At 63.2% G+C, this 13,038-nt stretch carries 11 protein-coding genes; 1 reads left to right on the top strand and 10 read right to left on the bottom strand.

Annotated elements, in window-relative coordinates; all coding sequences use genetic code 11:
- Nucleotides 1–10: 10 nt before the first annotated feature.
- Complete coding sequence (locus tag AC1DYC_RS14815; RefSeq protein ID WP_477407364.1) at nt 11–1,792, bottom strand: outer membrane beta-barrel protein; 1,782 nt, start codon at nt 1,790–1,792, stop codon at nt 11–13.
- A gap of 150 nt (nt 1,793–1,942) precedes the next feature.
- Between AC1DYC_RS14815 and AC1DYC_RS14810 the strand changes: the two genes are divergently transcribed.
- Complete coding sequence (locus AC1DYC_RS14810; RefSeq protein WP_477407362.1) at nt 1,943–2,944, top strand: KpsF/GutQ family sugar-phosphate isomerase; 1,002 nt, start codon at nt 1,943–1,945, stop codon at nt 2,942–2,944.
- A gap of 85 nt (nt 2,945–3,029) precedes the next feature.
- Here AC1DYC_RS14810 and AC1DYC_RS14805 read toward each other — a convergent pair whose 3' ends face one another.
- From AC1DYC_RS14805 to AC1DYC_RS14765, 9 genes are all read right to left on the bottom strand, one after another.
- Nucleotides 3,030–3,497: an NfeD family protein gene (locus AC1DYC_RS14805; protein ID WP_477407360.1), complete on the bottom strand. Its 468-nt coding sequence runs from the start codon at nt 3,495–3,497 to the stop codon at nt 3,030–3,032.
- Nucleotides 3,498–3,534: 37 nt separating this feature from the next.
- Nucleotides 3,535–4,485, bottom strand: a complete 951-nt coding sequence (locus AC1DYC_RS14800) for an SPFH domain-containing protein (protein WP_112559280.1) — start codon at nt 4,483–4,485, stop codon at nt 3,535–3,537.
- A gap of 158 nt (nt 4,486–4,643) precedes the next feature.
- Nucleotides 4,644–5,696, bottom strand: a complete 1,053-nt coding sequence (hemH, locus tag AC1DYC_RS14795) for a ferrochelatase (RefSeq protein ID WP_477407358.1) — start codon at nt 5,694–5,696, stop codon at nt 4,644–4,646.
- 130 nt (nt 5,697–5,826) lie between these two features.
- Nucleotides 5,827–7,860, bottom strand: a complete 2,034-nt coding sequence (locus AC1DYC_RS14790) for a 5'-nucleotidase C-terminal domain-containing protein (RefSeq protein ID WP_477407356.1) — start codon at nt 7,858–7,860, stop codon at nt 5,827–5,829.
- A gap of 202 nt (nt 7,861–8,062) precedes the next feature.
- Nucleotides 8,063–8,440 carry an Omp10 family outer membrane lipoprotein gene (locus tag AC1DYC_RS14785; protein ID WP_477407354.1) on the bottom strand — a complete coding sequence of 126 codons (378 nt, stop codon included), beginning with the start codon at nt 8,438–8,440 and terminating at the stop codon, nt 8,063–8,065.
- A gap of 187 nt (nt 8,441–8,627) precedes the next feature.
- Nucleotides 8,628–10,073 carry a homospermidine synthase gene (locus AC1DYC_RS14780; protein WP_477407352.1) on the bottom strand — a complete coding sequence of 482 codons (1,446 nt, stop codon included), beginning with the start codon at nt 10,071–10,073 and terminating at the stop codon, nt 8,628–8,630.
- A gap of 132 nt (nt 10,074–10,205) precedes the next feature.
- Complete coding sequence (locus tag AC1DYC_RS14775) at nt 10,206–11,132, bottom strand: heme-dependent oxidative N-demethylase family protein (RefSeq protein WP_477407350.1); 927 nt, start codon at nt 11,130–11,132, stop codon at nt 10,206–10,208.
- A 50-nt stretch (nt 11,133–11,182) separates the two neighbouring features.
- Nucleotides 11,183–11,845 carry an aminotransferase class IV family protein gene (locus AC1DYC_RS14770; RefSeq protein ID WP_477407348.1) on the bottom strand — a complete coding sequence of 221 codons (663 nt, stop codon included), beginning with the start codon at nt 11,843–11,845 and terminating at the stop codon, nt 11,183–11,185.
- On the bottom strand, nt 11,794–12,939 hold the full coding sequence (locus AC1DYC_RS14765) for an aminodeoxychorismate synthase component I (protein ID WP_477407346.1): 1,146 nt from the start codon (nt 12,937–12,939) through the stop codon (nt 11,794–11,796). The genes AC1DYC_RS14770 and AC1DYC_RS14765 overlap by 52 nt, the downstream gene beginning before the upstream one ends.
- Nucleotides 12,940–13,038: the final 99 nt, after the last annotated feature.

Here is a 13,038-nt window from a genome sequence, read left to right as displayed (position 1 = left end):
CAGGTGCTGGTTAGCGCTGCAATTTCAGTCCGAGGTAGATGCTGTTGGCGGTGTAGTTGCGGCCGGGCAGATTGCTGGTCAGCTTTTCGGTGCGGGCGCGGCTGGTGAGGCCGACATAGCGGTTCAGCCACCATGTCAGCCCGGCCTCGGCGCTCAATGTCATGTCATGGCCGTCGGAGCCGGTGTAATTGCGCCAGTCGAGGCCAAGTGCGGCGTTGCCGGTCAAGTCGGCGCGGATTTGCCGTTCGCCGGTGAGGCGGCCGGAATAGAGGATGTCGCCACTCTCGTTGGCGGCCGTTGTGCCTTCGATGGTGGTCTGCCCGGTGAGGCCGATGATGGTGCCGCGCTCGGGCGACCATTTGAGGTCGGCATTCACCGACGCCCCCGAATTCGCCTCCAGCCGGTTATCGTCGATCGCTTCCCGGAGCCAGCCGGCCGAGAATTCGCCGGCCAGCTTCTCGCCCATGTCCACTTCGACACCGGCCCGCGCGCCAAGCCGCGTCGACGATCGCTCAAAGCCGCTTGAATCGACGTGCAGATCATAGGCGCGGCGGCCGACTTCGACTTCGGCGAAAGGCGTGATGGCGGGCGAGATCTCGTAACCGGTGCGCAAGGTCGCGGTGTAGAGGGTGGAGTCACGATCTTTCTGCGACAGTATCGTGCCGTTGGTCAACTTGGCGTCGCCATAGATGTCGTGCGAGACCGCACCGGTCAGCGCGAAGCGCAGCTTGCCGACATCCTTCTTGACGGCGAGGCTGCCGTCGACGGTCTGGCGGATCGGCTGCGAGGTGACGCCTGCGATGGCGTCGGGCGAGGACGCAGATTCCGGCGCAATCTCGTAGCCGAGCTTGGCGATGGCGCGCAGTTCATTGTCGAGGTCGACATTGTACGTGCCTTCGATACGGCCGCGCCCCTCGTTGATCTTCTGGCCCGAAATGCTGTTGCGGAAGGTGCCGTAGCCGTCGATGACAGCCGAATTCTCGCGCCAGTCGGAGGCGGCAGAGAAACGCAGCGCCGTTTCGGACAGCACCGCCGACGTGCCGCCGCTGCTGGAATCGGCGTTCGACGTGACCGTAACGCCTTGCTCGAGCGTCGGCCGCAGCAGGAAGGAGCCGACCTTGATGCCGGTTGCCGCGTATGGGTCGTCCTCGGGCTTCTTCTTTTGGCCTTCGATGGCGTCGGTGCGCTCGGCGCCAGGATCGAGCTTCTGCCGGTCGACGCTGTCGATGGTGAGGGCACGGCGGTTGGCCGTATCCTGGTCCGTATCGGCTGTCGTCGTGTCAGTCGGCGTTGTTCCGGTCGTGGTCTGGTCCGTGGTTTGGCCAGGCTTCTTCTTGTCGGCAGCCTTGGTTTTGTCCTTGGTCTTGTCCGCAGCGGCGGCGCGTTGCTTTGCGGTCGATGGCCGGCGTGGCTGGACGGTTGGCGGCTGGTCGGCGAACGATTCGTCGGTGGTCGCAGGCGTGTCGAAAATGCTGTTTGCGCCGGCCTGTGACGGGTCGGTGTCGTCAGGCAAGGCGCCATCGCTGGCCGGCACATAGGCGGTTGGCGTGTTTTCCGTGGGGGCGGTGTCGGCAGGCGCCGGTTTGACCTGCGTGTTGGCCTTGCTCAATTGCCTGGCCCGGCGCTGCTGGTCGGACAGGATCGCCGATTCCGAGACTTCACCGCGCAGCTCGGTTTCCTGGGCATGAAGCGCAGTTGGCCGCAGCAGAGCGAGCACGCTTGTCGCCAAGAGCAGAGCGCAAAAGGCTCCGCCCGTTCGACCTTTTTTCTTTTCAGGAAGGGCCCGCGACATCGTCACCACTGCTTGCGCGGCGCAAGCGCGCCATACTTACCGAACCGTAAACGGGGATGGTTAACGGGAGGTTGAAGGGGTGCCTGTCAGATCTGGCCGGACGGCAATTCTGTTGGACAGGCGAACGGCAACGCGCTAATCGCTTCAGCCATGCATGCGGGATCCCCAGAAAAGAAGCCTTTGAACAGCCAGGCTTCGATCGCCTCGGCGCTGAGAACGGTAGCCACGGAACAGGCCGGCGTGGCGGCATTGGCCGCTGCGCTGGAAAACGGACTGGCCGAACCCTTTGCGCAGGCCGTCGACATTATCTCGCGCATCGATGGCCGCGTCATCGTTACCGGCGTCGGCAAAAGCGGCCATATCGGCTCCAAGATCGCCGCCACACTCGCCTCGACCGGCACGCCCGCCTTCTTCGTCCATCCGGCGGAGGCCAATCATGGCGACCTCGGCATGATCGCCAGGGATGATGCCATTATCGCCATGTCGTGGTCCGGCGAGAGCAAGGAATTGATGGGCATCGTCGCCTATTCCAGGCGCTTTTCGATCCCGCTGATTGCGATTACCTCCGGCGCCACTTCGGCGCTGGCGCGTGCGGCCGATGTGGTGCTGCTTCTGCCATCCGTGCCGGAGGCCTGCCCGCACGGCCTGGCGCCGACGACATCGACGCTGCTGCAACTGGTCGTCGGCGATGCGCTGGCCATCGCGCTGCTCGAAGCGCGGGGCTTCACCCCCGACCATTTCCGCACCTTCCATCCCGGCGGCCAGCTCGGCGCCAATCTGACGCAGATCCACGAGATCATGCATGTCGGCGACAGGCTGCCGCTGGTGACTTCGGGCACCGGCATGCGCGAGGCGATCCTGGAATTGTCGAGCAAGGGCTTCGGCTGCGTCGCCATCACATCCGCCGACGGCGCGTTGGTAGGCATCATCACCGATGGCGACATCAGGCGCCACATCGGCAGCAATCTCATGGAGATGAGCGTCGATCAGGTGATGACGAAAAAGCCGAAGACGGCCACCCCCGACACGCTGGTGGCGACGGCGCTGCAGACCATCAACAACTCGGCCATTACCAGCCTGATGGTGGTCGAGGACAGGCGACCAGTGGGACTGGTGCATCTGCATGATCTGCTGCGCATCGGCGCCGCCTGAAAAATAAAGGCGCGTCACGTTGGGGGAAGCCCTACGCGACGCGCCCTGCTTTTCTATTTCGAAAGCGCAGCGCGCTTTCGGGCGATCAGACAGCCTCGACCGTCAGTTCCAGGTCGGTATCGGCTGAACTGACGACGCGCACTTGCGTGCCGGCCGGCAGGTCGGGGCCCGACACGCGCCACAGCGTGTCGCCGAGCTTGATGCGGCCGCGGCCGTCCTTGATCGGTTCGGCAAGGGTGGCCATCTTGCCGACCTGCTGCGCGCCGCGTCGGTTGAGCAGCGGCTGGTCGGTCGTCTCGTCATGACGGCCACCAACCAGCTTCTTGCCGACGTAGGCCGAGACCAGCGACAGCGCCAGGAAGGCAAGGACCTGGATTTCCCAGGTCCAGAAGCTTGCGCCCCAGATGAGCAGGGAAATCAGGCCGATCACCAATGCAGCGATACCGATCCACAGCATGAAGATGCCGGGTGCTATGACCTCCATCACCAGGAGGACGAGGCCCAGAACCATCCAGTTCCACGGGCCAAGTTCGGAAATAATGCGGTCGAACATGGGAGTGTGCTCCTATGATCTCAATCGTCGCTTGATCTCAGTTCTCGCTTGGGCGAACCACTGGAGGGCGGGCGGCCTGCCGCGCGGCGCCGGCGGTGCCTTCGCTGCGAAACACCTCCTTGGCGATCTCACTTATGCCGCCGAGCGTGCCGATCAGCGCCGAGGCTTCCATCGGCATCAGCACGACCTTGCTGTTGTTGGCGGTGCCGATCTTGCCCATGGCTTCGGTGTATTTCAGCGCCACGAAGTAGTTGAGCGCCTGCACGTCGCCCTTGGAGATGGCTTCCGACACAACCTGGGTGGCGCGGGCTTCGGCCTCGGCCGAGCGTTCGCGCGCTTCGGCGTCGCGGAAGGCGGCTTCCTTGCGGCCTTCGGCCTCAAGGATCTGTGACTGCTTGAGGCCTTCGGCAGCGAGGATCTGCGCACGCTTGTTGCGTTCGGCCGTCATTTGCCGGCCCATCGATTCGATAAGGTTGGCCGGCGGGTTGATGTCCTTGATCTCGACGCGGGTGATCTTGATGCCCCACGGATGCGCCGCTTCGTCGACGACGCGCAGCAGCCGCTCGTTGATGGCGTCGCGGTTGGACAAGAGCTCGTCGAGGTCCATCGAGCCCATAACGGTACGGATGTTGGTCATCGTCAGGTTGAGGATGGCGTTCTCGAGGCCGGCGACCTGGTAGGCGGCCTGCGCGGCATTGAGGATCTGGTAGAAGGCGATGCCGTCGACACCGACTATGGCGTTGTCGCGGGTGATGATTTCCTGGCTCGGAACGTCGAGCACCTGCTCCATCATGTTCATCTTGGCGCCGATACGGTCGACAAACGGCACGATGAGGTTGAGGCCGGGGCTTAGTGTTTTGGTATAACGGCCAAAGCGCTCCACCGTATAATTGTAGCCTTGTGGAATTGTCCGGATGCCTTTGATAAGAAGCACCAACACCAGAAAGGCAAGCGCACCAATCGCAATACCGAAACCGCTGAAGTCCATTTAAATCTCCCTCAGATGCCGGCCATGGCGTTGATTCCATGCAGCCGACTTCACCAAACACTTAGGTGTGTTTCAATAATGTTACAATCTGGTGATCGCTGATTATTAGTGCATAGAAGACCGCAACAGTGGCGATCGATCGCCGCAACGTGGCGGCCTCAGACCCAGCCCGACAGCTCCCGCCGGACCATCGCCTCGATCACCGCCATGCCTTCTGCACTGTCGTTGAGGCATGGGATGTGGGCGAATTTCTCGCCGCCGGCGTGGTGGAAGGTCTCGGCCGCCTCGCGGCCGATCTCGTCCAGCGTCTCGATGCAGTCGACGGAAAAACCGGGATTGACGATGGCGATCGATTTCACGCCGTCCTTCGCCAGTTTCTCGACCACCTTGTCGGTGTAGGGCTGCAGCCATTCCTGGGCGCCGAAGCGCGACTGGAAGGTGATGATCAGTTTCTTTTCATCCCACCCCAGTCGTTCGCGCAGCAGCCGCGTCGTCTTCTGGCAGTGGCAGTGATAGGGATCGCCCTTCTCGAAATAGGGCTTCGGGATGCCGTGATAGGAGGTGATGACAACCTCCGGTTCGAAGTCTAGCGTTTCCAGATGCCGCTCGATCGAAAGGGCGAGCGCCTCGATGTAGACCGGCTCGTCATAGTATGGCGGAACACTGCGCACGGCAGGCGCGCGGCGCATCTTCATCAGCGCGCGAAACAGCTGGTCGTTGGCGGTCGCTGTCGTGGTCGCCGAATATTGCGGATAGAGCGGGAAAGACAGGATGCGGTCGCAGCCCTGCTCGACCAGCCTTTGCGCGACGCTCGCCGTCGACGGGTTGCCGTAGCGCATCGCCCAGTCGACGACGACATCGGGCAGGTCGCGGAGCGTCGCAGCCAGCTTCTCGCTCTGGGCGCGGGTGTAGGTGCGCAGCGGCGACTCGTTCTTCTCGCGGTTCCAGATCCTGGCATAGTTGGCGCCAGACTTCTTCGGCCTCGTCGTCAGCACCAGGCCGTAGAGGATCGGATACCAGATCGCCTTGTTGAGTTCGATGACCCGCGGATCGGAGAGGAATTCACGGAGATAGCGCCACATCGGCTTGAAATCGGTGCCGTCGGGCGTGCCGAGATTGACCAGCATGACGCCGATCTTGCCTGCCTTTACTGGCGGATGTCCGGCCGGCAGCGGGCCGAGCGCTTTCGCGGCTTTGGGATCAATCGTCATAGTGGTTCTCCGGACACGGCGCGAAACTAACGGCGCCGCGCCGGTTTTCAATGCCACGTCTGGCCGCACCTGTCCGGAAAAGCAACGCCCGCCCGATTGACCGGACGGGTGTTGCGGATTTCCACCGGCTCTAGTTGGCCGCCGGCGGGATGGTCAGGGTCGCGCCGACCGGCAGCCGGCGTGGCTCGTAGCTCTTGTTGGCCTCGGAGATCACCTTCCATTTGGTGCCGTCGCCATAGGCCTTCTTGGCCAGGTCCCAATAGGTATCGCCGGCGACGATGACGTGGCTGGCCTCGGCCGGCTTTGCCGGCTCGGCGGGGGCGGGCGTGGCGGGGGCAGGGGCTGCCTCAGCCGGTTTGGCCGGTTCGGTGGCCGGCGCCGCCGGTGCGGTTTCCGCGGGGACAGTCGGAGGGGTGGTGGTGATGTCGCCGGAGCCTGCCGGCAATGCGGGCATCGCCGGCTCCGCTGCTGGAGCTGCCTCGGCCGGCTTTGCAGGCTCGGCTGGAGCAGGTGCCGGCTTGGCCGGTTCGGCGGCGGGAGCCGCCGCCACGGTTGCCGCGACCTCGGTGATGCGGCCGTCGAGCTTCGGCGTATAGGGCCGGTGCGCGGCGAGATAGTCGGCGACCACCTGTTCCAGGCCGGGGCCGTAATCATAGGCGTTCTTGGCCTTCTCGGCGAAGACCTTGTAGCCGTCGCCGCCCTGGCGGACGTAGTTGTTGGTGGCGACCAGATAGTCCTTGTCCGGATTGATTGGCGCCCAGGCGCCGCCTTCCATCACCTCGACCGACTTGACGCGGCCGGCATTGGGCGCGACCGACTTGTCGAAGGCGTATTTGAGACCTGCCACCTGCGGGAAGCGGCCGGCGCCGTCCTCGACCTGGCTGACGCCGTTTTCCAGCCCGGCAACCAGATCCTTGCCGGAAATCTGGAAGGTCGCCAGCGTGTTCTGGAACGGCAGCACGGTCAGCACCTCGCCCATGGTCACGGTGCCCTTGTCGATCGAGGCACGCAGGCCGCCGCCATTGGAAACGACGATCTCGACGCCCTGTCCCTTGACGCGGTCGAGGATGGCGTCGGAGACGAGGTTGCCCATCGCGCATTCCTTAGTGCGGCAATTCTCGCGGCTGCCGTCGATGGCCTCGGTGGTCTCGGCCACTTCCTTGTTCTTCAGCGCCTCGATCGGCGCGCCGAGTTCCTTGATACGGGCAAGCACGGCCGGATCGGGGGTAATCGACTTGTCGAGGAAGATCGGGTCGCCGCTGGCTTCCTTGACGACGCCATTGTCGTCGAACACGACCTTGAACTCGCCGAGATATTTCGAATAGGAGGCCGCCTGTACCACCGGCACCTTGGAGCCGTCGGGGTTGTCGACCATCGTCGGATAGGGGCCTTCCGCCTTCGGGTCGGTGTTGGAAAGAAGCGAATGGCTGTGGCCGCCAACGACCACATCAATGCCAGGGATCTTGGCAATGACGTCGCGCTCGCGCCGGTAGCCGATATGGGTGACGGCGATGATCTTGTTGACGCCTTGCGCCTTCAGCTTCTCGACCTCCGCGGTGATCGACTTGACGTCGTCGGCGATGGTGATGTTGGGGCCGGGCGAGGCGAGTTCAGGCGTGTCGTTGGTCACGGCGCCGATGATGCCGATCTTCTGACCGCCAACCTCAAGCACGATCGACGGCTTGATCTTGCCCGCGGCGCCGGACTTGTCGTTGGGCACCACATTGGCGCTGACGACCGGGAACTGCGCCTTGTCGAGGTAAGGCACCAGCGCGCTCTCGCCATCGTCAAACTCGTGGTTGCCGAGCGTCACCGCGTCGGGCTTGATCTGATTGAGGAATTCCTCCTCCGCGGTGCCCTTGTAGGTGATGTAGAACAGTGATCCCTGGAAGCTGTCGCCGGCATTGAGCAGCAGCACGTTCTGGCCTTCGAGCTTCTTTCGCTCCTGGGCGATCGCGGTGACCAGCCGGCCGGCGCCGCCAATGCATTCACCCTTGGTCTCTTCCTCGGCCGAGCAGGTCGACTCGTATTTATTGTTGCCTTCGATGCGGCTGTGCCAATCGTTGAAATGCAGGATGTTCAACGTGTAGTCGGCAAAGGATGGCACGGCCGACAGGCCGAGCGTCGAGGCAGAAAGGGCGGCAATGGCGGCGAGCTTCTTCATCTTCGTCTCCCGAATGGATCTGATCAAAGCGTTTAACGCTCTTGCCTGACTGCAGGATAACAGCCAGCTTTTGGTCATGTTCCCATCGCGGTTATGGCGATGCAAGAAGAATCAGGGCGAGCGGAAACGGCATCGATTTGCCGGCATAAAAAGGGCGGCGGCATCGTGCCGCCGCCTTTTCGCAAGGCCGTATGAGATATGCTCAGCTGCGCCTGGTCAGGACGAAGTTCTGACCAGCGGAGCTGGTGCAATTCAGTTGGTTGATCGACACCAGCAGGCAGTTGAAAGCGATCGGCTGCTGCCGGATCAGCGAGGTGCCGTTGATCTCGACCGAGGTGGCGCCGGTCTTTGTATAGCTGCCATCAGCGAACTTTTCGCCGGTCTCTGCCGAAACGGTGGTGAAAACGCCGCCGCTCAATGTCGAGACCGCCTTGCCTTCGGCGTTCAGCCAGGACCCTTCGACCCCGCGTGGCTGCGATCCGATCGGTGGCCCGTCGGAGCCGCCGGTGGTGCAGGCGGCAAGCATCGTCGCAAGAGCGCCCGCCGCGCCCGCCGAAAGAATTTTGCGCGCAATCGTCATATGAAATCCTCTCCTGACGCATCGGCCCAATCGCCAAACGACGTTTGGGAAGCACGATGTGCGTGGCCTCAAGTTTCCAGAGCGGTCCCTCGTGCGCCCCAAGGGGCGCACACTGCTCTCGTCCGCATCCCTTCAATCGCCCGATTTCCGGGCGATTGCAAGGCAGTGAGGCAGGGGGATGGAACCGCTATCGGACGAGGATGTTGCGGAATTGCCACGGGTCGTTTTTGTCGAGGTCCTCCGGGAACAGACCCGGACGGTTATCGAGCGGCGTCCAGTCGGTGTAGTAGCCCTTGACCGGCCCGAGATACTGGGACTGCACTTCCAGGCAGCGCTTGTAGTCCATCTCGTCGGCCTCGACGATGCCGGCCTCCGGGTTTTCCAGCGCCCAGACCATGCCGGCGAGAACAGCCGAGGTGACCTGCATGCCGGTGGCATTCTGGTAAGGGGCCAGCTTGCGTGCCTCAGCCAGCGACAGCTGCGAGCCGTACCAGTAGGCGTTCTTGTCGTGGCCGTAGAGCAGCACGCCGAGTTCGTCGACACCGTCGACCAGCTCGTTCTCGTCAAGCACATGATGCACGGGCTGCGCCTTGCCTGCGGCGCCGAACATTTCGTGCAGCGACAGCACGGCGTCGTTGCAGGGGTGATAGGCGTAGTGGCAGGTCGGACGGTAATGCACCTTGCCCTTCTTGCCGCGCACGGTGAAGAAGTCCGAGATCGAAATCGCCTCGTTATGCGTCACCAGGAAACCGTATTGCGCGCCCGGCGTCGGGCACCATGAACGCACGCGGGTGTTGGCGCCAGGCTGCTCCAGGTAGATCGCTGCCTTGGAGCCATGCTTGTGCTCCTTGCCGTTCGTAGGCATCCATTTCTCATGCGTGCCCCAGCCGAGCTCGGCCGGCTGCAACCCTTCCGAGATGAAGCCCTCGACCGACCAGGTGTTCCAGAACACGTTCATCGGCTTCGGCTTCTTGGTGCGCTGCGTGTCGCGCTCGGCAATGTGGATGCCCTTGACGCCGGCCTTCTTCATCAGCTTTGCCCAGCCGTCGCGGTCGTCCTGCGCCGGTTCGGAAAATTCGAGGCCGAGATCGCCGGCAAGGTTGAGCAGCGCCTGCTTGACGAACCACGAGACCATGCCCGGATTGGCGCCGCAGGTCGAAACTGCTGTCGCGCCGCCGGGCTTGTCGTGCTTTTCCTTGATCATCGCCTCGCGCAGCGCGTAGTTGGTGCGGCTGGCATTGTCGGCCTTGGCGTCGAAGTAGAAGCCGAGCCACGGCTCGACGACGGTGTCGATGTAGAGCACGCCGAGCTTGCGGCAGAGCCGCATCAGGTCGACCGAGCCGGTATCGACCGACAGATTGACGCAAAAGCCCTGGCCGCCGCCATTGGTCAGAAGCGGGGTCAACAGCTTCTTGTAGTTCTTCTCGGTCACATGTTCCTGGACGAAGGCGATGCCGCGCTCGTCGAGCAGCTTGCGGTCGGTGTCGAGCGGGTCGACGACTGTCATGCGCGACTTGTCGAACTTGAAATGGCGCTCGATCAGAGGCAGCGTTCCCCGTCCGATCGAACCGAAGCCGATCATCACGACAGGGCCGGTGATTTCACCGTAAACGGGCCAGTTTTCATTCGCCATTTTATCGAGCACTCCTTCAAAAAAACCCACAAAAGCCGGGAAAACACGCACAAAACCGGGCTTTTTGCCCGGTGCTCATGCGCTACATCACAGATCATTGTCACAAACCAGCAAAAAGCGCCAACCCCGCTTCTAGCCGTCAGTGGCCATGTGGTTAAGGACGCCGATCAGCCGGTCGCGGTCGGCGGTCATGCCCTTGTAGTCGAGTTGAGCCTCATCCAGCGCCAGCAATTGCTCCGCGAAAGATGCTGCAAGCGTTGTCCGGTCGGGATGCCGCGCCAGCACTTTCAGCGGGTCGAGATGGATGCGGATGGTGAACAGGATGTCGCGCGACACGGGCAGCTTGCGCAGCGTCTGGCGCTCGACGCGGATGAAGGCGTGCGCGTTGACGTCGCCGTCCGGGAAGCGCGAGGGGCGGTTGGTGGCACGGTCGATGCGCTCGACATTGGAGAGCGGATGATAGAGCGCGTCGTCGGCCTGGATCGACCAGTTGAAGCGCTCGACGGCCTGACCCTGGAGACCGTCGAACATGCGGTTGATGAGCTCGGCCGGCCTGGTGCCTGGACCGAAGCCCGGCACCGGTGCGTGAATCTCCTGCAGCGGCCGCCCGAATTTTTCGACCAGCAACCAGGATGAGGGGAAGCATAGCGAGCCGGCGGCGAGCCGCCAGCCTGTATCGTCACGACGCATCAGGATCAGGTCTTCCTGGACGAGCAGCGAGGCTGCGACCAGCGGGGCGTCGCTGAAGACATCGGCTTTATTGGCTTCGGCGCTGATCACCTCGATCCCGGCGGCCGTGCGCCTGTAGATTTCAGGAAATGTCGCCAGAAGATGCGCTTCGATGAGGTCGCGCACTTCGCCCTGGGCGTCGCGCGTGCCGTTCTCCTCGACAAACACCTTGTCGGGAATTTCGGTATAGAGCCGCCGCTTCTCGGCGAGATGGTCGATGAGGTTACCGTCGACCTCGATCCATTTGTCGAGCTCAAGCGGCTTCAGCCCGATGGTGAAGAGTTTTGACGAGCCATCGTAGGGCGTGTGCGTGGGCAGGCGAGAATTCATGCTTGGGTGAGGTCCAGTCCGGCGGCGGTCACTCTCGCGGCAACTTCGTATCAGGCCAATGTTGCCGGGATCAAGCCGCGCAGGGAATTGCCGACATAGATAGCCTTCGCCGACTTCAGCTCGTCATAGCTGTAGATGGCTTCGCTGGCGCGGCCTTCGTCCAGAAGCTCGGCGCGCAATACGCCAGGCAGCAGGCCGCAGTCGAGCCGGGGTGTCATCAGCATGCCATCGCCGAAATCGGCAAAGACATTGGTGATGGTGCCTTCGCAGATTTCGCCACGTTCATTGGCCAGCAGCACCTCGTCGGCCTGGCTGATCAGATATTCGGCTCGGGCCCGCTGATAGGTTTGCCGGCGGCTGGTCTTGTGGCGCAGCAGCGTGTCATTCGAATCCAGTCGCACCCGCGCCAGCTGCAGCCTCCAGACCTTGTTTGCAGCGAGTGGCTCATAGGGCTGCGCGGCAGCCGTCACCTTGCCGTTGCGCGACAGGACGAGGCGTGTGCGCAAGGCGATCTGCTGCCGGCCGACCGTATCCATCAACACCTCGCCGACCTTCTGAGGATCGCAGGCAAAGCCCAGCTCGCTTGCCGAGCCGTACAATCGTGCAAGATGGCGCTCGAAGCGCAGGAAGCCTTGGCCAGACTCCCAGCGCATGGTCTCGATCAGCTCGAAGTCGGCGGTGTTCCCGTCGCGAAGCGCGCCTTCAGCAGACACTCCTGATACTCCTCCTCGGCCGTCGAATCGAAGACGACGCCGCCGCCGACATTGTAGACGGCCTCGCCGCTGGAAAAGAGCGAGATGGTGCGGATCGCCACCGAAAAGCGCATCGTGCCGCCGGGCGCGATCCAGCCGATGGCGCCACAATAGACGTCGCGCGGCGTGGCTTCCAGATCGTGCAGGATTTCCATGGCGCGGATCTTTGGCGCGCCGGTGATCGAGCCGCAGGGGAAGAGTGCTGCGAAAATCTGGCGGATGCCGAGGTCAGGCAACAGCTTTGCCCGCACACGGCTCACCATCTGATGAACGGTCGGGTAGCTCTCGATGCGGAACAGTTCCGGCACCTCCAGCGTGCCGACCTCGCTGATCAGCGAGATGTCGTTGCGCAGGAGATCGACGATCATCCGGTTCTCGGCCTGGTTCTTTTCGTCATTGCGCAGGAACGCCTTCAGCCGCGCGTCCTCGGCCTTGGTTGCGCCGCGCGGCGCGGTGCCCTTCATCGGATGGGTTTCGATCACGCCTTCGGTGTCGATCTCGAAGAACAGTTCGGGCGAGCGCGACAAGACGATTGGATCACCGAACGAAACGAGCGCGCCGTATTTGACCGGCTGGCGACCGGTCAGCGCGTCGAAGGCGGCGAGCGGATCGCCGGACCATTGCGCATGGACCGGAAACGTCAGATTGCCCTGGTAGCAATCGCCCTTGCGGATGTGCTCGTGCAGGCGTGTGAAGCGCTTGGCGTAATCCTGGGCGGACCAACTGGCCCTGGCGTCGAAGATGGGGCCATTGGTAGCCGGCGCATCGGCGCGCGGCACGGCCTCTTCGACGGGAGCGTCGAAGACACCCAGACAAACAAGCGGCGCGCGGCGGCCCTCGGGCAGCAGCGGCACCAGCTTCGGCTCGAGCAGATAACCCGCTTCATAGGAGAAATAGCCGGCCAGCCATTTGCCGGCGTCCGATGCCGCCTGGGCAGCCGCCAGCGCCGGCAGAAAATCCTTGGCATCATGGGCGACGATGATGTCGGCCGGGCGGTCGAAGACCAGCTGACGGCCGCTTTCGTCGTTGCGGAAGATGGCAGAGGGCAGGGGCATGGGGCTCGGATGCTGCGGTCGATGACGCCAGAACCGCTCTATATGGGGGGCGCGCGGCGTGCAATCGAGGGAGCGGCGTCGCAGGGCGCAAAGACGGTG

Source organism: Mesorhizobium sp. P2_E7 (genome assembly GCF_056403855.1).
The sequence above is the reverse complement of the archived record's forward strand: the minus strand, read 5'-3'. Positions and strand labels throughout refer to the sequence as shown.

Excerpts from the sequence above, each read along its gene's own strand:
- AC1DYC_RS14815 (WP_477407364.1), bottom strand. The coding sequence starts at position 1,792 with ATGTCGCGGGCCCTTCCTGAAAAGAAAAAAGGTCGAACGGGCGGAGCC.
- AC1DYC_RS14810 (WP_477407362.1), top strand. The coding sequence starts at position 1,943 with ATGCATGCGGGATCCCCAGAAAAGAAGCCTTTGAACAGCCAGGCTTCG.
- AC1DYC_RS14805 (WP_477407360.1), bottom strand. The coding sequence starts at position 3,497 with ATGTTCGACCGCATTATTTCCGAACTTGGCCCGTGGAACTGGATGGTT.
- AC1DYC_RS14800 (WP_112559280.1), bottom strand. The coding sequence starts at position 4,485 with ATGGACTTCAGCGGTTTCGGTATTGCGATTGGTGCGCTTGCCTTTCTG.
- hemH (WP_477407358.1), bottom strand. The coding sequence starts at position 5,696 with ATGACGATTGATCCCAAAGCCGCGAAAGCGCTCGGCCCGCTGCCGGCC.
- AC1DYC_RS14790 (WP_477407356.1), bottom strand. The coding sequence starts at position 7,860 with ATGAAGAAGCTCGCCGCCATTGCCGCCCTTTCTGCCTCGACGCTCGGC.
- AC1DYC_RS14785 (WP_477407354.1), bottom strand. The coding sequence starts at position 8,440 with ATGACGATTGCGCGCAAAATTCTTTCGGCGGGCGCGGCGGGCGCTCTT.
- AC1DYC_RS14780 (WP_477407352.1), bottom strand. The coding sequence starts at position 10,073 with ATGGCGAATGAAAACTGGCCCGTTTACGGTGAAATCACCGGCCCTGTC.
- AC1DYC_RS14775 (WP_477407350.1), bottom strand. The coding sequence starts at position 11,132 with ATGAATTCTCGCCTGCCCACGCACACGCCCTACGATGGCTCGTCAAAA.
- AC1DYC_RS14765 (WP_477407346.1), bottom strand. The coding sequence starts at position 12,939 with ATGCCCCTGCCCTCTGCCATCTTCCGCAACGACGAAAGCGGCCGTCAG.